Genomic DNA, 21,420 nt, shown 5'->3' with positions numbered 1-21,420 from the left:
TATATCGCCCCGGTCTCGGCTTGCTCCGCACGTGAACCGCCGGACAGTGTCAAAAAACGCCCTTTCTCGCAGACAATGCAGACGCATCGCACCTATGGCGCGATGCGTCTGTGACCGGCCGCCAAGTCAGTGGCGTATCGACACGGCGCTCAGAAGAAGCCGAGCGGATTGACGTCGTAGCTCACCAGCAGATTCTTGGTCTGCTGATAGTGATCGAGCATCATCTTGTGCGTCTCGCGGCCGATGCCCGACTTCTTGTACCCGCCGAACGCGGCGTGCGCGGGGTAAAGGTGGTAGCAGTTGGTCCATACGCGTCCGGCCTGAATGCCGCGGCCCATGCGGTACGCCCGATTGATGTCGCGTGTCCACACCCCGGCGCCCAACCCGAACTCGGTGTCATTGGCGATGGCCAATGCCTCGGCTTCGTCCCGGAACGTCGTGACCCCGACCACGGGGCCGAAAATCTCTTCCTGGAACACGCGCATGCGGTTGTCGCCCTTGAGCAGCGTCGGCTGGATGTAAAAGCCCGACGCCAGCGGGCCTTCGAGCAACTCGACGCCACCGCCGGTCAACACCTGCGCGCCTTCCTTTCGGGCGAGATCGAGATACGTGAGGATCTTGTCGAACTGCTGCTGCGACGCCTGTGCGCCGACAGCCGTTTCGGTGTCGAGCGGATCGCCACGCTTGATACGCGCGACGCGTGCCATCACGACTTCCATGAAGGGCTCGTAGATCGACTCCTGCACGAGCGCTCGCGACGGGCACGTGCAGACCTCACCCTGATTCAGAAAGCCCAGTACAAGTCCCTCTGCGGCTTTCTCGATGAACTCGGGTTCCCCGCGCAGAATGTCTTCGAAGAAGATGTTCGGCGACTTGCCCCCCAACTCGACCGTGCTCGGGATCAGATTGGCGGCCGCCCGCGACAGAATGTGCCCGCCCACGGGCGTCGAGCCTGTGAACGCGATCTTCGCAATACGACGACTCGATGCCAGCGCCTCTCCGGCTTCCTTGCCGAAACCCTGCACGATGTTGAGCACGCCCGGTGGCAGCAGATCGCCTACCAGCTCCGCGAACAGCGTGATCGAGAGCGGCGTTTGCTCGGCCGGCTTGAGCACGATACAGTTACCCGCCGCGAGGGCAGGGGCCAGTTTCCAGGCCGCCATCAACAGCGGAAAATTCCACGGAATGATCTGACCGACGACCCCCAGCGGTTCGTGGAAGTGATAGGCGGCCGTGTGCTCGTCGATCTCGGCGGCTGTGCCCTCCTGGGCGCGAATGCAGCCGGCGAAGTAGCGGAAATGATCGACGGCCAGCGGCAGATCGGCCGCGAGCGTTTCGCGCACCGGTTTGCCGTTGTCCCATGTTTCCGCAACGGCGAAGCGCTCGAGTTGTCCTTCCAGCCGGTCGGCAATCTGCAACAGAATGCGCGAGCGCGCCTGCACCGACGTCTTGCCCCATTGGGGCGCCGCAGCGTGCGCCGCGTCGAGCGCAAGCTCGATATCCGCGACGTTCGAGCGTGGAAACTCACCGATGACGCCGCCCGTGACGGGCGACGTGTTGGTGAAATAGCGTCCTTCCACGGGTGGGACGAACTTGCCGCCAATGTAGTTCTCGTAACGTGGCTGCAAAGTCAGCAGGGCACCGGGCGTGCCGGGTGGGGCGTATCGCATGTCGTGTCTCCGGATATTGTCGTGTCGGTGGCGCGGCGGCCACATAAAGGCAATAAGCAAGTCGCGGGCCACCCGTGACCGATCGCCCGTTGATCGGCCTGACGCGGAATCGACGCGGCTTGGGGTGTGCCGAATTCGTGACAAGTCTGTCTCGGGCGGTGACACTTGTTGTCTCGCAGCCGTGACAGGCAATCGCTTTGCGTTTGTCGATTGACATAGCGCATTGCAATCGCCATCGGCATGCGACATGCTTCGGGAACGACTACGAGTTCATTCGGCACGGGGGAGACGACCAATGCCAGCCAAAAGAGAGTCCGCGCACGCGCGTCGCGTGCTGAGCGTCGCACAAGGTCATCTAACGTCCGTTGCCAGCGTAACCGACCCAACCATTGCCAACTCATGGCGTCGTTGTCTGGACACCCACGCGCTCGACCCCGGCGCGCGCACGGCGCCGCAGGTGTTGGCGTCGTCGCAATTGCGCGAGCGGCGCAGCGCGATGGAGCGGCTGCGCAACGTCTCCATGCCGGTCCTTGAGCGTCTGCAACGTCAGTTGATGAATCCGGGCCAGGCCGTGCTGCTGACGGGCCCGGACGGCGTGATCGTCGATTCCCGGCTCCACGACGGCACGCGCGACGACTTCCATCGGGCAGGGCTGTGGCCGGGGGCCGACTGGAGTGAGCCGTGCGAAGGCACCAACGGCATTGGTACCTGTGTGGTCGAGCGAGCGCCGGTCATCATCTGCCAGCAGGACCATTTCCGTTCGGTGCACACGCCGCTCACCTGCACCGCGAGTCCCGTATTCGCACCGCAAGGGGAAATGCTTGCCGTGATCGATGTGTCGTCGACGAGTGCGGACGTCACGCGGCAAAGCCAGTTTCATACGCTCGCGCTCGTGAATCTGTCGGCGAAGGTCGTGGAGAGCGAGTATTTCTCGCAGCACTATCGGGACGAGTGGCTGCTGCAATTGCAAGAGCAGGGGGATCATCTGGGCAGCTTCGCGCAGGCGTTGCTCGCATTCGACGATACGGGGCGCGTGCTGGCCGCCAATCAGAGCGCTTTGAATCGTCTGGGCGTGGCGCGCGACGCGATCGTGGGTACGCGCGTGGACCGATGGTTTGCGCAAACGCTCGACGCTCTGTTCGCGCAAGCGCATCGGACGCCGAGCGCGTGCTGGCCGATTCGAACCCATGCGGGCGAGGCACTATTGGCGATGGTGCGTGCCCCGCTGCGTGCAGCGCGCCGGGTGACGCCTGTGGCGAACCCTGCGCATGAGGTGCCTGCCGCACCGTTTTCCGATCCTGCGCTGGCGCGTGAGTTTTCTCGCGCTTGCCGTGTCTTCGCGCATGACGTGCCGATACTCATCCGAGGCGAAACCGGCAGCGGCAAAGAGGTCTTCGCACGGGCCGTGCACGCGGCGAGCGCGCGTGCTGGCGGTCCGTTCGTGGCGTTGAATTGTGCGGCGATTCCTGAGTCGCTGATCGAGAGCGAGCTTTTTGGCTACGTCGGCGGAAGCTTTACCGGCGCACGCAAGGAGGGAATGGCCGGCAAGCTATGGCAAGCCAATGGCGGCACGCTGTTTCTCGATGAAATCGGCGACATGCCGTTCGCCATGCAAACCCGGCTGCTACGCGTACTCGAAGAACGCAGGGTGTCGCCGCTTGGCGGCGGCGAGCCGGTGCCGCTCGATATTCGCGTGCTCAGCGCGACGCACCGCGATCTCGCCGAGCGTATTGCCGAGCGTCACTTCCGTGAGGACCTTTTCTATCGGCTGAGCGGCCTTCAGGTCGGCGTGCCGCCATTGCGCGAACGAGACGACAAGCTCGACCTGATTCAGACGCTCCTGGCTCAGGTGCACGCGCAGAGTGGCATCACCATGACGGAAGCGGCGCAGAACCGGCTGTGTGCCTATGCGTGGCCCGGCAACGTGCGTCAGATGCGCAGCGTCATCCGAACGTTGGTGGCGCTCAGCGAGCGCGGCGTCATTACGCTGGACGACCTGCCGGACGAGTTGCGCGAAGCCGACGCCCGGATGTCGAGCGATGTGTTGACGGATGTACCGAGGGAGGCCCCGTTGGAGGCGGCCGAGCGTCAGGTGTTGCGCGCGGCGCTCGACGCTTGCCAGGGGCAGGTCAGTGCGGCAGCCCGAAAGCTTGGCGTGAGCCGCAATACGCTTTACCGAAAGCTGCGGCGATTCGGCTTGCTGCGCAACTGACGTTTGCTGCGTCATGGTCATGCGTGTGTCGGCTACTTCATCGGGATCGGGGTTGTCCGATCCACGGGGACGGCGGTCACGCTGTTCTGCGGCGAGCCATCGACGAGCTTGTCGGAGTAGGTGAGATACACGAGCGTGTTGCGCGTCTTGTCGACCATTCGCACGATGCGCAGCTTTTTGAACAGCGGAGACAGGCTTTCCGAGAAGACTTCCTCCTCCTTCGGCAGAGGCCGGGTAAACGCAATCGGCCCGACCGGACGACAGGCGATCGACGCTTCCGCCTTGTCTTCCGCGAGTCCGACCATGCCCTTGAGGCCGCCGGTCTTTGCGCGCGACACATAGCAGGTCACGCCTCGCACCTTCGGATCGTCGTAGGCATCGACGACAATCTTGTGGTCCGGTCCCAGGAACTTGAATGCGGTGTTGACGTCGCCGATCTGCTCGGCATGCGCCCAACTCGCGGCCACGGTCAGCGCCAGCGCGACTGCTTTCTTCATGAGGATGTGTTCCGTCAAGGGTCTACGGCGGTTGCGACCGCATCCGCCACGCGCCGCCCCTGCGGGGGCGCCGTGCGCCTGATTCTACTCGCGTCGCGCGACCGCCGATGCCTCGCGAGAACGGTGTTCGCATGCGCAGCCGCCCGTTGCCCGCCGTTCCCAAATGCGCTATAGTCACGCCTCTTCGCGCGGGGGTATAGCTCAGCTGGGAGAGCGCTTGCATGGCATGCAAGAGGTCAGCGGTTCGATCCCGCTTACCTCCACCAAAACCGAAGACTTTCAGTCCCCTTCGTCTAGAGGCCTAGGACATCACCCTTTCACGGTGAGTACAGGGGTTCGAATCCCCTAGGGGACGCCATCCATCGGCGGCGGTGTGACATCGACACACCGAAGCCAGCTGGCGTCGGATTCGGCACGTCGCATGAAGAAGCCGGATGTCTTTCACGACATCCGGCTTCTTGCGTTTACGGGCCGCTCGGCCCGCTCGGCGTGCCCGTTGGCGATGGCCGGTACAATGACGCCTTTGAGCGTGCCATCTTAGATTTCCCATGAGCAAACCCGCCCTCACCCTCAAGTTCAAATGCACGGCGTGCGCCAAGCCGGTCACGTTGTATTTGCAGAAGACGACCGCGTGTTCGCACATCACGCCGTATCAGGGCTGGTGCAAGTGCGGTCAACTGATGCGCCACGCCACCGGCGACAAGGACGCCGTCGCGTCGTTCGTCGATTCGATGGATCCGCTGTGGTCGCATCACCACCATCACCATCATTGAGCGGCCGGGCGAGGCAGGGCGGCCGGGCGGCATGACGGTGCGCCGGACTGCGCGGCGCACCACGGTGTGACGATTTGCCGCGAGCGCGGTGCCTACTGCTTACATTTCCCGTAGGTTGAGTCGGTTGTCCGTCAATTGGAGCTTCAGCGGCTCGTCGGCGTCGAGTTGATTCGTTGGCACCACGAGCTTCCACGCCCCCTCATCGGCAGGGTTTCGGAAGAAGGCGACCACCGCCACATACTCCGTGGCATCGTCGATGGGCTGAGACAGGCTGATCGACGCGTCCGGGTTCACCACTCCGGCCACCGTGGCCTGCACCTCGCCAGCGAGCACCTTGCGGTCCTGCTTGACCAGATCGTCGTATGACGCCGCGTCAAACAGCTTGCGGTCTTTCAACTGATACACGCGTACGACGACCGACGTGGCGCGTCCCGCGTCGTCCGGATTGAGCGCATCGCGCGCGGTCACGTCGACATTGACGACTTCCACGCGTTTGTAAAAGACCGCATGGAACGCATTCGCAGTTCCGTTCGAGACGCTTTGCCACGCACCGCATGCGGACAGGAAAAGCGTGGGAAGCAAAAGGGCAATCGCCTTGCGGGCGAGCGGAAGGGGATTCGGCATAGGGCGGTGGCTCATGCGCTGATAGCGGCAAGACAGGGATTGGGCTGGGGCGTCGCAAGTGCGCGATGGACCCCCAGAGTGATTCGAATGTCGCGGCACTCGTTGCTTGGCAGAACGCTTGTCCATCCAAGGCGAGGCGCATGCGTGGTGTTTGCGACGCCGATGCGCGGCTTGGGGGCCATCGTCGAGGGCACGATCAGGCGCACGTGAACATCGGCCGCGGTGCCTATGTAGAGCGCAACCATCGCCATCAACTCGGCATGTAGCGCGGTCCCGGGCAGGAGCGTATCGATTTGCGCCGGATCGCTCGGGCGCAAGCGCGCCTCCACTGCGCCGTGCCGGTACACCAGACGGCGGCCAAGTACATAGTCCGCCCCAAGGCCTCGCGTCGCTGCGGCTGCGGTTACCGTTGAAGTCAACGGACGTGGCGCGCCTGCGCCGATCGTCTTCGGGAAGAACTCCGTCACCTGAATTTCGACGCCCGGCGCGGTCACCGCCAGTGCGCCGGCCAGCCCCTCGGCCGTGCGCGTGCGCTGAATCAGCAGACCGAGAATCGCGAGCATGCGCACGCCCGGCAGACCGGCGCGTTTGGGCTTGTCCCCGTCGGCGAATCCGGCCAGACAAAGCAAGTTGCGTGAGTGCTCGTCATTGCCCGCGGCGCGAAAGCTCTCCGGGTAGCGGTACTTCTTCCACGCCCGATAGAGCAACGTGACGCCACGGTGGTTGAATTGATCGAGGAACGCGGCTACGGCCTCAAAGCCTTCTTCGCGCAACGCAATGTCGTCGACCATGTGAGACGGCACACACGCATCGACGCCATACAGGCCCATGAACGTCGTTCGAAGCGTGGGCGGGGCATCCGGCAGATCTTCATCGCGCTCGACGGCGACCACTTCCGCGCTGGGAAATCCCATGCGCGGCCACGGCCTGAATCGCACCGACTCGTGAACCGGCGTATTGCCGGTGCCAAGGCCCGGTGTGTCCGGTGCGCGCAGCTCCAACAGGCGGCACAGTTGCATGAAGCTCATGTGCGGTGCGCGTGCGAGCAGGTCCCGCACGAGAGGATCGAGGTCGGGCAGGTCGCGGGCCGTCATAGCGGGTCTCGGTACGTCTTGCTGCGCGGCCAGTCGATTCGCGTTTGCGACGGCAGACTGATCACGGTCAATTGGGTGAACAGGTTGATCTCGGCATACATCTCGAAGAAGCGATGCAACAGTTCGCCAAACAGCATCAGGTCGCCTTCGCCGGCAAATGCATGCGAGTCGAGCGTCACTTCAATGTGTGCGCCGCGTTCCACGGCACCGCCGGAGACTTCTTCGAGCAGCGACTGGGACACCCAGCGAATGCCGTCCAGGCGTCGGCGATTGAGCTCGCTCAGGTCGGTATCGGTCCAGTCGTAGAGCGAGAGGGCGCCGCGCAACACTTCGGCGTTCATCAACGAAAGGAAGTTCGGCGCCAGATGTGAGAGCACGCGCCACTGGAACCGGTCGCCGGTCGGGGGATACAGCGGCAAGGTCAGAGCGACGAGATTCTGTACGCTCGCAACGTTTGGCGTGTTCGATATCAACTCGCACAGTCTGGCTGCGCGTAGCGATTTGCGCGGCAGCATGCCGTTCGTGCCGGTCATGCGCAGTGACAGACTCTCCTCGGGGACTGCGCTCATGGCTTCCCACGCGTGACCGCCCAGGACGAGCCACGTCTCGTGCAACCCCGAGACACCGGATCGCACCCGCGTGTGGAAATAGCGCTCCGGGGCCTCGTGACGCAGCATGCCGCCGCGATGCTTGAAGGTGGCGAACGGAACGTAGCCGTATCGCTGCGCCGATGCATGATCGAACGCCTCCACCGCGTCGACGGAATAGGTTTCGGTATGTTCCCCCAGGTAGCCGGCTGGCCTGACCCGGTACTCGGCGTCATGGTGATTGATGTCGATGGGCTCGGCGTCGAGTGAGAACAAGTTGATGACAGGTGTGCAGAACAGGCGAACGTTCTGCGCATCGAACGGCTGGTCGCCGGGGTAGGGGTGGGAGAGCACGAATTCAAGCTCGAACCGGCTTGCCGTCGCGGGCAGACTGGCAATATCGAAGCCGCAGACGTCAACGAACAGGAATTTCTCCCGGAACGTGAAGTACTCCAGCAGCAACTGATAACCCGAGAAGGCGTTCTCCGCCTTGGGCCACAGCCGTTCGTCGGCGGTGAAGCCGGCCGGCGCCACTGAGATTGTCGTGAGCGGTACCGCCTCGCCATTGCGGACTTCGGGCACGCGGCACAGCACGGCATCGACCTGCCGGGTCAGCGCCAGGTGCATCGAAAAGGCGGTCGGCAGGTCGGCATTCAGAAAGAGACGAAGGCGGGACAGATCGGTTTCGTCACGGCGTGCTGCGGCATCGAGCGCGAATGCCAGGCGAATGACCGAGCGGCCGTCCTGGCGCACAGCGGGTTTTGCATGCGTGACCCTGATCGGGTGGAGGGCGACCGCTTGTGTGGTTCGGTATTCGCATTGGACCGTCCGTGGCGGATCGCCTTCGTGTGCGCCCGGTACGGAAATGGCCGAGGAGCGCACGACCACGCCGGGCTCGACGACTTCGGTACTTTGAACTTTGGCGTTGGCCGGTTGCAGTTCCACGACCGAGAGTGACGGAATCATGCGCAGGTAGTGCGGCCAGAGCAGGCTGACCAACCCTTCGGTCAGTTCGGGCAGTTCGTCGTCGAGTTTTTGGCGCAGGCGGCCGGTCAGAAAGGCGAAGCCTTCATAGAGGCGCTCGACGTAGGGGTCGAGCGCGCCTACGCGGTCCATGTTGAGCATGCGCGCGCGTTCGGGGTGCGCCCGGGCGAATTCCTTGCCGGCTTCGCGCAGGTATCGCATCTCCGCTTCGTAGTAGCGCAGGATAGGGTCGTCGTTCGTCATCAGATAGCGTGTTGAAAGGTGGCGAGTGCGCGTGCCGGATCGAGCACGGTCATCTCGGCCTGGAGATCGGCAATGCGACGGGCGAGGGTAGGGCGATCGACGTCTTTGCGGTGGATCGAGCCTTTGAGACCTCGGACCAACTGCTGCTTGACCTCGAAAGCGAGCGCGGGCTCCCACTGCGCGAGCGAGACGGAGCGCGCGCTGGCGTCGAGCGCTGTCAGCAGGGCAATCGCGGTGTCGGGCCGGCTGGCCTGATCGGCCATGCGGGCCATCAAGAGTCGTTGAAGAAAGCGGTGGCGTTGGGAAGTCATGCCCGGCACCGCTTCAAGCCAGGCGACGGCGGCCTCAAGTCCTTCGCCGGTTACTTTTTCCCGAGCCTGAGCCTCGATTTCGGGCCAGTCGCCGACACCATCGTCCGCACCTTGTGCCGACACGGGCAGGTCGGCGGGGCATTCACCTGCGGCGAGATTGCGCACGACCGCGTGTCTGGCGATCCATTCCAGGGTCGTGTCGTCTGCGAAGGGGGTGCGATCGCTGAAAGTCAGGCGCTCGACGTCGGGCATGCGATCGAGGAACAGCGCGACGTCTGTGCGCAGCACGTCGCGCCACCCGTCGTACGGGTGTCCCACATGCGCCAACGCTGTGTGCTGGAAGTACTGGAGGTCGAGCCAAAAATGATTGGCGCCCTCCATGAAGGCGTCTTCCACGCGATCGAGCACTTCATGCCATTGCTTTTGCAAGAGAAGCCGTTTCAAGTGCTGGCGAAGCTCCAGACGCGGCGGCGCGAGGCGGGTCTGTCCGGCGTTGTCTGCCGGTGGCAGCTCCTGCAGGGTGTCCCAGCGAACGCTGCGCACGATGCGCGCGGCGCTCAGGTAGCCGCTGTCCTGATCGCGCAGCCAACTCGCCATGACGCGAGCCTGTTCGAGCACGTCGCGCGTCGACCGGATCGTAGTGGGCGCGAACGTGGTCAGGGCGACGGGCGGCGCTGCCTTGACGGGAACGACGCCATTTCCCGGCGTGCCTGCGCTGCCCGCACCGTTGCGCTCGATCAGCGTCACGAGCGACTGCAGGTTGGGGCGAACGGATGCTGGCCACCCGTTGGTATGCGTGAGCAGCACGTCGAGTGCGGCGAGCGCCCGTTTGACGTCTTCGGCGACGAAACCGCTGCTTGCCGCAATCGATTCGAGCACGCGAGGAGTCGCGAGCATTTCCAGTGCGCCCTTGCGGGCTTCGGCGCGTTCCGGCAGGACGGCGTCGCCAAAGCGGTGCACAAGCGCTGCGGTCAGTTCCAGTCCGTCGACGAAGCCGGGCGGGCCGTCGCGGCGCAGGCGTGCCGAGGCGTAGTAGCCGGCCAAACGAAGATCCTTGCCGGTATCCTTCGTGAGCCGCTCGCAGTGGGTGACGATACGGCTGTCGTCGATGCCGCCGAGTTTGCCGGCTTCATCCTTGATGGCGAAGAACGACTCTTCATACGCGGGGTCGCGCCCCGCCCCGGATTCGCCCGGCAGGGGGCGCAGCCATGCATCCCATGTCTTTATTCGGGCGCGCGCGAACTGTTCGGCATTCCGTACGGACGGAAACATTCGATTCACGAGACCGGAGAGCATCATTCGACCTCCGGGCGTGCCGCGACATGCGGGTTTTGGGCGGGCGTTGTGGCGGGTGGCTTCGCAGCGCCTGCCGAGAAGATACGAGTAGGCAGCGTGAAGTGACGCAACTGCAGCACGTCGAGCGGGCCGGCGCCGGCCTCGCTTCGCATTTGTACACGCAGGGGCGTGTCGGCTGCCTGATCGGGCAACCAGGTCAGCACATGGCGCGCGCTGTCCTGGGGTTCGACTTGGGCGCGTTCGAGCAGACGGATGAGGCCGAAGCGACCTTGGGCGTCGAGCGCGGAGCGCAGACCTCCGAGAGCCGTTTGCCACTCGACACGGGTGATGGGCTCCAGGGCTTGCCCCGGCCACTCGAACGGCACCCATTCTTCTTTCTGGTTGAAGTAGTGGAAGTCTTTGTCGGAGAGCACCAGCCGGATGTCCGTGATGCCTGGCGTGGGCACGCCTCGGAGATCGAAGCGCACGCGTGCATCGCCTGACGGGAACAGCACGTTGGCCACGCGGGTAAGACGATTCAGGCCGTTCACGAACGCCGCGTCCAGTGCCAGACCGCCTTGATTCTGTCCCTGGGTGGCTACCCAGCGATCGCCTTGTCGCTCGATGACGCCCGCCAACTGTGTGGCGACAAATTGCGCGACGACGCCGCGCTCGGGGTGCATGAAGCGGGCCATCTCGGGCAGCGAGGCGTCGTTCTCCGAGTCGACGAATGGATAGCGGCTGCCAAACGCCGTGTTCCAGTCGGCCACTACGGCGTTGCGCCAGACGTCGTTCAGGCTTACGGCGGCGGGTTGCACCACCACTTGCCACGCCTGATCCAGTGGGGCTTGCAGTACGGCGCCGAAGCCGGCCCACTGGCCCCCGAGGCTTGCGGCCACGCGACTGGCATAGTCGCGGCTATCTGCGATCTCGGAGGTCTTGCCTTGCAGCACCGCTTGGGCTGCGACACGGGACATCGCGTCGGGATCGGGGGCGGAGACCATCTGTTGGAGCTTCAGGCGCATGGCCGTGACTCGCTCGATGTAGCGCGAGAGGCTCAGATCGCTCCCACTGGCTGCCTGCAGCCCGCTGGCGCTGTTGCCACTGCCCACCAGATCGCTGCCGGTGAGCCGCAGGATTGGGCCGAACGCGCCGGCCAGCGGCACGACCGTAGTCTGCTCTCGCTTGGAGGGGTCTGCGTCGTGCCCGACCAGTTGCTGGGCACGGTCGAGCAGGCCTGCGGCCAATGACTGCGACGTGACGCCGGTGCCTGCTTGATAGTTGATGGCGTTCATGAGCGCCACCATGGGTGAGCGTTGCGAATCACCGAGCAAGAGGAGTTGATCGACCGTGCCGGTCAAGGACGGTGCCGGTTGCCACCGCAGGCTGTTGAGAAACTTTTCCCAGGCACGCGCGTAATTGTCGAAGTAACGTTGCCGCAGTTTCGCCTTGAGGGCCGACGCATTTGAATCATTCCCTTTGGCGTCTGACAGGACCCAGTCTCCGGTTACGTTTTGCCGTGCGCTGGCGTCGTCAATGGCTCGGGAGATGCGTTCGTCGAACGCTGCACGGGTGTATACGCCTGGGACGGTCTCCGATGCGCTGAAAAGCCCATGGCTGCTGGTGTCGCCGAGCAGGCTTGGGAGTGTGACGGGCGGGTACTTGGCCTGTGCGTCGTCGATGATCTTCTCGTAGAGCGCATCGGTGGAATTCTGGATGCCGCGTACGCTGATGATCGTCTGCCGGGTGGAGGCCACCAGATTTTGATCGGCCGACATAGCAAGCGATACGCCGCCGTGCGCGGTGCCCAAGTGCGACGCCATGAAGGCGAGGGTTTGAGCGCGCAGGTCGCGCCATGCGCCGGGGGACAGATCGGAGTGGTTCGGCCGCACCGGTTCCTCGGTATTCAGGAGTTGCGGTGTCAGAAAGGCGGTGTCCGAGCGTGCCGGGTTGGCGAGCATCAGGTACGCTTTGAGCGTGTCGTGCGCGGCGTCGGCCTGCACGTTGCCACTGTCGGCGATCTCGGCGTCCGAGAGCGATGCGAGTCGCATCAAGCGGCCTTCGAGGGCGAGCCGGACTGGCGCCATGAGGAAGATTTGGGCGGCGCTCACGTAGCTCGGCCACAGTGCGTTGAGAATGGCGACGTCTCGATTCAAGCCGAAGCGAGTCGACCAGGGAGCGCCCTGGCGGCCTTGCACTTCGAAGGTGTCCATTTGGCGACCGAGGTGATTCAGCGCCAGCATCTGCTGAGTCCGGTCGGACGCCCGCTGCCATTGCGCAAGGGCGTCATTCGCCGATCGGATCGTTGCACGATTGTGAAAGCCGGACAGATTGACGCCCAGGATCCAGACGAACATCGCGCTCGTGACCAGCCAGGCGGTTGTGCCGGACGGTGACAGGCCGACGCGTCGTCCTTGCACCTTGCGGCTGTGCAGGGCGACGGTCTGCAAGAGATTGCGATGTCCCGCATTGCGACGCCCGTCCGCGACGTGTGCCGCAAAACCGAGGGCAGAATCGGGCGCCCCGATGGGTGCCATCGGGGCGACGAGGACGCCGTGCACCGCGTGCCGCCAAACTCGTGATTCAGCCGTTGCCGAGACAACGTCGGCCAGCGCCGTCTGGATGTGTGAGATGTGCTGTGAAAGGCTGGCGGTCAAACGGTTCAGGGGATCGGCCGCGAGTTGCGCAATGCCCGCATCGGCCAAATTGGTCGCCAGCGTGGCGAGGGCCGCCTCCACCTCGCCGTCCTTCGTCTGCTCGCGCGTCCACACATAACCAACGCTACCCGGCATAGCGCCGCTGACGTCATCGAGCTGCGCCAGGTCCAGCAGGTAGACGGGGGCCGCCCAGCGCAGGACTCGGCCAATCCGGCTCAGTCGCGGCGCTAGCTCTTCCGCTGCAAGCAGCGGAAGAGCGGGCCGTGCGTCACAGGTGAGTGCGATGACCGCGTCGATGGGGCGCCGACGGCGCATTCGTCGAATTTGATCCAGCCACGCCTGGTCCGGGCCGTCGGCGGCGTCCGACGCATAGAGCAGCACGCCGTCTGGCGTTAGTGCAAAGCCGTCCGCGACGAGGCTGGGGGATAAGTGCTCCACTAGGCGATTGTCGCCGCTCACGAGGAGCCAGCGTTCGCGGTATCGCCAGCGCCATCCGTGGCGCTCCTGCAGCGCTAGTCGTAACGTCTTCGCTCGGACAACGCCTTGAGCATCGCTCACGTTACGGGTGGGAGCGAGCACTTCGAGCTTTCCCTTGACCCAATGCGCCACTCGACGCGCCCAGACGGCGGGGCGCGACGATGCGTCGAAGCTGTACCCGAGGAATAGAAGAACGAACATGAGGCAAAGCCCCACGATCCACATGGCCCGTGTTTCGGCCGAGTGCATCCCGAACATCTGGTCGCCGCGAAACCATATCAGCAGTCCGGGAAGAATGACGACAATGAGACTGCGGACGATATCGAAGCGAAATTTACGTTGCATGGTCGGAAAGCGTTGAGACGGGAAAGCCGGGTTTTGTCTTGGTCACAGCGAGGTCAGCGAGTTCAGCGAGTTCAGCGAGGTCAGCGGGATCGGGCGGGCTATACGTCGATGTATGACGCGAATTGCGAAGGCACCAAGCACGGATGTCTTTCACACTCGCATGTGCAAAGGTCGTCGCTTAGCGCCGCTTCGCGGCCGTCTGGCCCTTTCGTAGGCAGACGGGGCCCCGTGCACGAGATGTGCCCGGTCGTTTTGCAGGCCGGGCACCAAACGGGATCACCCTCGTAGGCTTGCTCGACCTCACCGATACGGTCCCCGGTCGCGCCTTGTTGCACCGTCCCTTGCGCGGTCGTTTTGTCGCCTGTCAGAATGTCAAACCGTCGTACCACGTTGAGTTCCCACAAAAAAATAAGAGGGCATCGGTCAATGGCGCCGCGCCGGCGTTATTCTGGTTGGGGGCCACGCACCACCGCGTAGGTGTGAGCGGCACCACTACCGGACGCGATTACGTGCACGGCTGGCTCGGCGGCCACGGCCATACAAGCGGCGGTGAGGGCAAGCCAGGGCGAGGCCTCGCCAGCATGACCTACGCGATGATCCAGATCCGTCTTACCCGCTTCGGCGCCGACCGTGACCAAGGGCGCACCGGCCTGTCCTGCCGTGTGTGCTTCAAGTCCGGCCAACCAGAGATGTGTGGTGTCGCTTGTCCGCACGGTCGCCCACTGCGCCGCACGCGCCAGAGCGACTTCACGGCCTTCTGCCGCGCAGACACGATTCGGTCGACAGACGACCGCCTGACACGGCAATCCGTTGGCACGCTGGACGGCCTCAGGCATCAGCAGAACGGCTGAACCAGCCTCCGCACTGCCATCGGCCGGCGCCGCACCGAGCAGTGGGCTCAGATTTACCGCGACCATGAGGCGGGCTTCATGAGCTTGCGTCTGCGCCGCTCGATTCAGCCATTCATCCAACAGCATCAAGCCTGATTCGGTAGACGTTACCGTCGGACGTAGGGGGAATAGCTTGTGCTGCGTCCACGTGGCGTTCCACAGCCGAACGATGACGTCGGCGTCTTTCGTGCCTGTGACGGCAAGGTGCACGCTCAATCGCACACCGCGCGGCAGTGTCTTGACGGCGTCGACGGTCTTGGCCAGCAGTTCGCCGAACAACCACGTGAGGACACGTTCATGGCGGCTTACGTCATCGTGCAGCGGGTTGCCGCGCGCATCGGTGGCAGGCTTCTGAAACCACCGCGCGGTGACGGTCGCCGGATCCTTCGCGGGCGTTGGGTGGGTGGGTAGCGTTAATGATTCACCCAGCACTTGGTCCAGCGTGTCCTCCTTCTCATTGCTGGAGAAGCGAAACGCCGACGCAAGCACAACCATGGGGCGGCTCTCGCGTGCAAGCTCAGTCTCGATGTAGTTGTCGCAGGCCTTGTTCCACTCGATCGCGCCATTCCGGCGGCCTTCGTAAGCACTGAAGTGGCTCAGTACCACGAACGACGCAAGGCCGGTCGGAAAGACCGTCACGCACGTCCAGAACCACAGCGTGCTGGTGGACTCGTCTTTCGGCCACAGCATCAAAACACCAAGGACGCCCAGGATGACCAGAACGAAGAAGACGATGGTCCACACGAGGGCCGACGGCGGCGTGTCCGGTACCTCCTCCTTGGGAGGGAGCAGTTCAAAATCGAGTGCCATGGCTTTTCAGTACAGCGGTGTGTAGCCGGCCCTGAAGGCGTTCGGCCTCGTCAGATCGGCACTTGGGACGTTTAACCTCGGGGGAACACGCCGCATCGCTTAAACCCCGAGTTGGTTGCTGTGGGACCGCTTCGCCGCACCGACGTTGAAGCTTCCAGGCAAGAAGGCGTCCTCCTGCGATCGGGCGGCAGCGGACACTGCCTTGGCCGCCGCTGCGGTATCGTGAGCCGGGGTGTTGCTCCAGGGCACGTCCATGATGCGACGCGGTCGCAAATAGCCGCCGGCGTCAATGGCCAGAAAGCCTGCACGGGAATCGTGGACGTAGTGATCGAAGAAGCGAATGAGGTTCTCGGACAATTTTGGCGGATTGAGCCAGGCGTTCCAGTAGGCGAGTTGCTCGTCGGTGAGCGGGGTATTCAACGACGCATCGGCGCTGCCGGCAGTACTCACTGTCCGGTTGTACTCGTCTCGATTGGTGCCCCACAGGTGGGTGAGCCATGCGCGCCAGTTCATCGTATCGGCTTCGTTGCTGGTCATCGCGTGAAGTCGTTGCTTCGTCACCAGATCCGCTTTCAATGAATCGTCGATGGCATCGATATCTTTGTAGATCTCGCGTGGATCGAATTCAAAGCGCACTTTTAGCCAGCCGTAGTAAAGGCGCATGTGAGAGAGCACTTGATCTTCCAGCTTTCCGCTTACATTGACCGCAGCCGAATATTCGTCGAACAGGGCCTTGAGTTCGGGGTCAAATTCGAATAAATCGTAAACGCCGGGATTCGTAGCCTTGAGAAGGGTAGGCGGAGTGAACGGTACGCCGCTGATCGCGGCCTCGCGTCGCATGCGATTTAGGGCAATGCGTGCCAGTTGATCGGATCGTGCCTGTTCGTTAGGCTTGTAGCCTCCCCCGACATCCGAGTGCACGCCGGGGTACACGTATTCCTCGTATGTTCCAGCCGAGTTGCGAACCGGAGTTAGCGGAAAGCATGCGCGTAGCTCGTGCCCACACACAAGATGCAAGCACTGCTCGACCTGTGAAGGGATGCCGACTTCCATACTTGACAGGTTGGCCGCTGGCAGTCCAACGGACTCGACGGTGTCGAATATCCCAAGGAAGCGGAAAAAAATCGGGGCCGATTCGCCATCAACCGCGGTGGAGCACGGAAAGTGAGGGAGGCCCTCTTTCGTCGTGCATTTTGCGAGCACGCGGTTGACGAACGCGCGCGCTAACGTCGCGCCGCGAGAGAAGCCGAAGACGGCGATGTCAATGCGCCGAACCTTGTGATTTCTTGCCAAGGCGTCGTCTAGATCGCCCACCGCTCTCGTCAGCCGAACGTCCCATCCTAGGCCCGCGCCACCACCCAACGCAGAACTGTCTCGGATAGATTCCCACCAGCCTGGGTCGCTGGCGTTGAGAGGCGTGCCAACACCGGAATAGTAGAACTTGCGCATCAGAGGAAGCTTTTCCGCATGTCCGTCGTATAGTCGAGAGATGTTTGATTGCCTATGCGTAGCTCTGTCGTTTTCCCGGTTATTACCGGTTCCATCAAAAAAGAAGGTCAGCCACGGGTGCTGTTCACACGTAGCACAGGCGCTGAATTCATCGGCATATAGTTCCGTGGAGGTTTTCTGCGCACGCAGATCATCCATAAGGTCGTCGGTTATCCAGTCTTGCACCTTATTCCCCTTTCTTTCGCATGAGCTTTGGGCCAGCAAAAAATAGCCGATCCATCCTCGGATTAGAGGGCCCCAAATCGCCATCCCCTGGAATGATTTCGGCTTCAACTTCGTGGCCATCAAAGAACCTGACGATTAGGAGACTATGCTTAGCAGTGTTTGCAGGTGTGGTACCGATCAAACGGACGTCCCTGCTAAAGGCTTTTGCTTGCCCGTCTATCTGATTGGGATCGGTCACTTCCCATACGACCTTAACGAATTGACCTACACCAGGTATCGGCGCACAGCAAACTGTGCCCCCAGTAGCGCCGTCCGAGAATTTCTGCAGTGCGGATCCGAAGGCTCCCGTTTTCTCGTCAGAAGTTGTTCGAACTGAGAAGAAGGCAATCTGATCCTCGGTGTAGTTCACGCCCTCGGTCGACACATCGACGTATCCGCGAGGGACTCCCGTAGCGCAGGCCGTCAGTGAAGTCAGTGATACAGCGAGGAGCAAAGCTCGAATCCAATTCATCAGTGCATCTCCAAATGTGTGTGTTTTGGAAAATTGATCAAGGTTGGGATGGATCGACAGGTCACCACGATGTTGACTTGAGCGACGGAGTTTGAGCATGCACGGTGACGGTGGGAAATCCATCACGATCGAATGCGACTACAGCCATCCCCTCGCCCTCGGCGGCAGGCAAGTCTCCCGCGACTAGGGTTTCAAGGGCCACGGTGCGACCAGAAAGTGATGTGCTACTTACCCGAACCTTGGTGCCTGGAATTGCTACGACCGCAGAGTCGATCTCACTCACCCCGGGCCCATAGCCCCGAGCCCTCGTGCTTCCGAGACAGGCCGACGGAATGTCAGCGTCTATTGGTGGAATAAGCTCAACGTCGGATCGATCATGCGCGGTGTCGTTGACCACCTTAACGGGCATTCGCACGAAGCCCCGCTCACGCAGCGTGGACTGATACTTAACAACACCTGCGGCGGCATGACGCACTGCGGCCGCTGACGCGATCTCCCGCCAGACGTCACCTCCCAGAGTCTGATAGGCGTCAATCAGTGGCGCGTGCAGTGAGGCATACCCATCCAATAGCGCCTTTAGGGCTGGATGTGCGTCGTAATCGGCGCCATGACGCAAGGCGTTTAGCGCATAGATTCCCGTATCCTGTTTGCTGTGGATTCCATAGCGCCTCGCCTTGCTAACGATAGATGTCAGTCTGCGCAAATCATCGTTTGCATCCCCCGATTCGCTGAACAGATCTGGTCGGATCCTTCCGAGCCAAGCGGAAACCTGCGCCGCGGCGGACGCTTCCTGCAATGCCGCGCTCATCGCCCCCCGCATTGGAAACGCGTCCCAAGCCTGCGGGATGATTTGGTTCTCGCCAACCAACTCCACCCATTCCTCTTGCAAATCCAGGCACCACCATGCAGACAGCGCGCCGAACATATATCTGCGGGCGTCCTCGGGTAATTCGCGATGTAGGACGGATAAGTAGCTCGCCTGGTAGAAGTGAAACCAGACGTCCCGCCCGTCGGGTTCAAGTTGCGCGTGCAGCAACGTCTGGAGATGAGCGACGAGCGCCAAAGCGTCGTGCTCGCACCACAGCCACGAGATGCATCGGTAATCTGTCTTCGCAGCGCTCACGAGAGACTGGTGTATATCCTTCGCAGCCCCGTTGTCCGGGGAAGGGCAAATGACGAGGAATGGCCCGTGCGCGGCGAGGTCGTCTAGCCCGGTGTCTTGATACAAAGCAAACCGTGGAAGGCCACGAACGACGTCGTGCAAGTGGGACTGCATCTGCGGTGACAGGGCGCTCGGATCGATCAGGGCGTAGAGCTGCATCGCCGGATGAGTCTCGCGATAGGCGGTGTACTGTTCGCATAGCCTGTCGAGCAGCGGAGTCGGGTCTTTGGATGGCATGGTCGGGTATCGGTGAAAATCCGTGTTACATGGGCGTGAAGGGCGAGCCACCGCCGGCCGCCTTCAGCGCGCACTCACCTTCGGCGGGTACGGGGAGCACCGGTAGCGCCGGCGCCACGCTTGCCGGACCACTACGATTGAACGAACCGGCACGCCAATCCCGGCTTCCTTTGGTCCCGTCCTCAATGCCACCGCTATGCAGGCGCAGGTACGAGCCACCACACTTGAGCAACAGTTCTTCCTTGGCTTCGATCACCACTCGCCCGTTCGAGCTGGTGATGGTCGTATCCTTGTCAGATGAGATATCGACCCCATCGCTGTGCGCCGAGATCTGGACTTTGCCTCGGGCAGCAAAAAGCTTGATGCCGAGCTTGTGAGCGAAGAACGACAGCCGCTGGCCGGCCGCCAAGACGATGTTCTTCACCGCGCTCGTGTTGAACGACTGAGACGACGCGACGCTCACGTCCTTGCCTGCGGATACAAGCACGCGCTCGGGCGTGGCCAAGCCGATACCGTTTGGCGCAGAAATGGCGATAACAGCCTTCTTGAGCCCCGCGAGCTCTTCCTTCAGCCAACGATTCTCCGCTTTGACGTCGGCGACCTCGGCCTGCGCGGCAAGCGCCACCTTGGCTAGTTCTTGCGCTTCGCTCTGCGTCTTCTCGAGTTGATCCGTGACCGCCCGCATCTCAGCCTGCTCGCCTTTGGCTTGCGTTTGCGGATCCGCTGCAATGAGCATCCCGCCGCCGGCACGCACATGTCCCTTCAGGTCCGTGCGTAACTCGAAGCCTCCGCCGCGCGTTTTGTTGCTGCGATCGACCGTGTGACCCAGGTTGAGTTGGGTCTTGCCGTGCTCGGTCGCGAGCTTGATGTGCTCGTGGCCCTCACGGTCCTCCATCTCGAATGTATTGTTAGTGCGCGTGCGGATCGTGTTACGCGTTCCCCAAGGGTGCCCAGCGACTACCGGATCAGTCTCTTCTGCCGTGTGAAGCACTTGGGCGATGTAGGGCAGATCCAAGCAACCCCACAAGAAGTCGACGGTGACCACAGCCCCCCCGACCAATCCGAAGTGAAATCCGGTCTGGCCCGGCCCGGCGAAGGGCTTGGCCAGCCGCATCGGGCAACTCTCAAGCCCCTGCATGCGCTTTTCACGATCCGGATGCAGGTGCACGATGTAGCGCCCTTGCTCATCGAGGTAGGGTTTGCCATAGCGGTCAGGCGCCGCGATGGTGCCCGTGATCGCTCCCTTGGTGTTGGGCCATGAATCCTCGCGCAGCGGCAGACGGTAGATGCGATCCGACGGGATGCCGACGAAGTCGATCTGGTAGCCGTCCCGGCGTGATGCACGACAGGTCACACGCGTAACCAGAATGCCATGCTTGGCATCGGCCAGGTCGCGGTTCGATAGCTTGAGCACCGCACCGGCGGTGAGCCCGTAGACATCGCCGGTACCGGAGTATTGGACCTGTGCTGCTTGAGCGGCTTCGTGCCGCAGTTGTGCCTCCGCCTGGGCCTGATCGTCGGTCAGGTAAGGCGTGCCCCACACGTACGATTCACCGTAAGTCGTGTCGTCGTTGTGACGGACTTTGGAACTGGTCGCAAGATCGGAAGTCAGCCGCTCCGGGCTGTAGGTGCGCACGGTGTGTGTCTGCGGGATGGAGGTTGCTCGCGTCTCCAGCGTCTGGATTGATTCGGCCCCCGAGGTGCTCAGGCTACTTTGCGCATGAAACGGCACGGTCAGGCTGTCGTCGCGCCGATAGTGCCGGAAGTCGTCGCCGAAGCGCACTCGCTCGCAGTGCTTGCCCGTCTCGCACGTGAACCAGATGCCGCTGCGCTCACACAGACGGGTGAGGAACGCCAGGTCGTCCTCCCCCCACTGCATAACGAATTCCCGCTTTCGGTATTCCGCAAACAAGTCCATCTCGACGTCGGCCAGAAGCTGGTCGAAGTCGTTCTCGCCCAGAATCGTGCGAATGATCTCCGGATCCGTCTTGTCCAGGAAGAACCGGCACTTGCGGCCATTTCGCAACAAAGCCAAGCGCGACTCGAGCACCACCTCGTAAGTGGTTTCGTCCTCGCTGCTACCCAACTGGGCGAAATCGGTGACCACCCCCTGGATTCGCTGCGCCGGTACCGGGGTGCTCCAAAGTCTTTGCGGCTTGGGCTCAAAGATGAGCGTTGCCGGCTTGTTCTGGTATTCGGTGCGAGACAGGTCGTCGCGCGGATGCGTGAAGCGAACGACGCACCTCGTCGGCTCCCCGATCGCCTTTGTCCCGGTGAAAGACAACACATCAGCTTGGGACGCGCTGCGTGCCTGCGGAATGTCGAGGCGGTATTGCTGCTGCGCCAGACCGAGTGCATTGGAAATATCGGGGAAAGCCACGTAGTTG

Annotated in this window: 15 protein-coding genes and 2 tRNA genes; 4 read left to right on the top strand and 13 right to left on the bottom strand. The window is 62.6% G+C overall.

Annotation, left to right across the window (positions count from 1 at the left end; translation table 11 throughout):
- Positions 1 to 149 precede the first annotated feature (149 nt).
- The gene (locus tag ACE3UG_RS17070; protein ID WP_374626026.1) at positions 150 to 1,670 is read right to left on the bottom strand and encodes an aldehyde dehydrogenase family protein; all 1,521 of its coding nucleotides are present in this window, start codon (positions 1,668 to 1,670) and stop codon (positions 150 to 152) included.
- A 295-nt stretch (positions 1,671 to 1,965) separates the two neighbouring features.
- Here ACE3UG_RS17070 and ACE3UG_RS17065 point away from each other — a divergent pair, with 295 nt between their 5' ends.
- Positions 1,966 to 3,882 carry a sigma-54-dependent Fis family transcriptional regulator gene (locus ACE3UG_RS17065; RefSeq protein ID WP_374626024.1) on the top strand — a complete coding sequence of 639 codons (1,917 nt, stop codon included), beginning with the start codon at positions 1,966 to 1,968 and terminating at the stop codon, positions 3,880 to 3,882.
- A 32-nt stretch (positions 3,883 to 3,914) separates the two neighbouring features.
- On the opposite strand, the gene ACE3UG_RS17060 is transcribed toward ACE3UG_RS17065, so the two are convergent.
- On the bottom strand, positions 3,915 to 4,379 hold the full coding sequence (locus ACE3UG_RS17060) for a CreA family protein (RefSeq protein WP_374626022.1): 465 nt from the start codon (positions 4,377 to 4,379) through the stop codon (positions 3,915 to 3,917).
- Between the two features lie 190 nt (positions 4,380 to 4,569).
- Between ACE3UG_RS17060 and ACE3UG_RS17055 the strand changes: the two genes are divergently transcribed.
- The 3 genes from ACE3UG_RS17055 to ACE3UG_RS17045 all read left to right on the top strand — a co-directional run bounded on the left by ACE3UG_RS17055 (position 4,570) and on the right by ACE3UG_RS17045 (position 5,152).
- Positions 4,570 to 4,645 (top strand) — tRNA-Ala (locus ACE3UG_RS17055).
- Positions 4,646 to 4,661: 16 nt separating this feature from the next.
- Positions 4,662 to 4,737 (top strand) — tRNA-Glu (locus tag ACE3UG_RS17050).
- Between the two features lie 190 nt (positions 4,738 to 4,927).
- Positions 4,928 to 5,152 carry a hypothetical protein gene (locus ACE3UG_RS17045; RefSeq protein ID WP_374626020.1) on the top strand — a complete coding sequence of 75 codons (225 nt, stop codon included), beginning with the start codon at positions 4,928 to 4,930 and terminating at the stop codon, positions 5,150 to 5,152.
- 99 nt (positions 5,153 to 5,251) lie between these two features.
- Here ACE3UG_RS17045 and tssJ read toward each other — a convergent pair whose 3' ends face one another.
- The 11 genes from tssJ to ACE3UG_RS16990 form a co-directional block, all read right to left on the bottom strand.
- Complete coding sequence (gene tssJ, locus ACE3UG_RS17040; RefSeq protein ID WP_374626018.1) at positions 5,252 to 5,776, bottom strand: type VI secretion system lipoprotein TssJ; 525 nt, start codon at positions 5,774 to 5,776, stop codon at positions 5,252 to 5,254.
- 11 nt (positions 5,777 to 5,787) lie between these two features.
- Positions 5,788 to 6,870 (bottom strand): type VI secretion system baseplate subunit TssG, encoded by a 1,083-nt coding sequence (gene tssG / locus ACE3UG_RS17035; protein WP_374626016.1) that lies wholly within the window; start codon positions 6,868 to 6,870, stop codon positions 5,788 to 5,790.
- Positions 6,867 to 8,684, bottom strand: coding sequence for a type VI secretion system baseplate subunit TssF (gene tssF / locus ACE3UG_RS17030; RefSeq protein WP_374626014.1), 1,818 nt, complete (start codon positions 8,682 to 8,684; stop codon positions 6,867 to 6,869). The genes tssG and tssF overlap by 4 nt, the downstream gene beginning before the upstream one ends.
- Positions 8,684 to 10,294: a type VI secretion system protein TssA gene (gene tssA, locus ACE3UG_RS17025; RefSeq protein ID WP_374626012.1), complete on the bottom strand. Its 1,611-nt coding sequence runs from the start codon at positions 10,292 to 10,294 to the stop codon at positions 8,684 to 8,686. The genes tssF and tssA overlap by 1 nt, the downstream gene beginning before the upstream one ends.
- The gene (locus tag ACE3UG_RS17020) at positions 10,291 to 13,749 is read right to left on the bottom strand and encodes an ImcF-related family protein (protein WP_374626010.1); all 3,459 of its coding nucleotides are present in this window, start codon (positions 13,747 to 13,749) and stop codon (positions 10,291 to 10,293) included. The genes tssA and ACE3UG_RS17020 overlap by 4 nt, the downstream gene beginning before the upstream one ends.
- 98 nt (positions 13,750 to 13,847) lie before the next feature.
- Positions 13,848 to 14,138 carry a PAAR domain-containing protein gene (locus ACE3UG_RS17015; protein ID WP_374626008.1) on the bottom strand — a complete coding sequence of 97 codons (291 nt, stop codon included), beginning with the start codon at positions 14,136 to 14,138 and terminating at the stop codon, positions 13,848 to 13,850.
- 54 nt (positions 14,139 to 14,192) lie between these two features.
- The gene (locus ACE3UG_RS17010) at positions 14,193 to 15,449 is read right to left on the bottom strand and encodes a hypothetical protein (protein WP_374626006.1); all 1,257 of its coding nucleotides are present in this window, start codon (positions 15,447 to 15,449) and stop codon (positions 14,193 to 14,195) included.
- 99 nt (positions 15,450 to 15,548) lie between these two features.
- The gene (locus ACE3UG_RS17005) at positions 15,549 to 17,096 is read right to left on the bottom strand and encodes a DUF2235 domain-containing protein (protein WP_374626004.1); all 1,548 of its coding nucleotides are present in this window, start codon (positions 17,094 to 17,096) and stop codon (positions 15,549 to 15,551) included.
- 28 nt (positions 17,097 to 17,124) lie between these two features.
- Positions 17,125 to 17,532: a DUF3304 domain-containing protein gene (locus ACE3UG_RS17000; RefSeq protein ID WP_374626002.1), complete on the bottom strand. Its 408-nt coding sequence runs from the start codon at positions 17,530 to 17,532 to the stop codon at positions 17,125 to 17,127.
- A gap of 163 nt (positions 17,533 to 17,695) precedes the next feature.
- Positions 17,696 to 19,033: a DUF4123 domain-containing protein gene (locus ACE3UG_RS16995; RefSeq protein WP_374626000.1), complete on the bottom strand. Its 1,338-nt coding sequence runs from the start codon at positions 19,031 to 19,033 to the stop codon at positions 17,696 to 17,698.
- A 25-nt stretch (positions 19,034 to 19,058) separates the two neighbouring features.
- Positions 19,059 to 21,413, bottom strand: coding sequence for a type VI secretion system Vgr family protein (locus tag ACE3UG_RS16990; protein WP_374625998.1), 2,355 nt, complete (start codon positions 21,411 to 21,413; stop codon positions 19,059 to 19,061).
- Between the last annotated feature and the right edge of the window lie 7 nt (positions 21,414 to 21,420).

Origin of the sequence: Pandoraea sp. (assembly GCF_041919235.1) — a bacterium.
Lineage (GTDB): Bacteria > Pseudomonadota > Gammaproteobacteria > Burkholderiales > Burkholderiaceae > Pandoraea.
The sequence above is the reverse complement of the archived record's forward strand: the minus strand, read 5'-3'. Positions and strand labels throughout refer to the sequence as shown.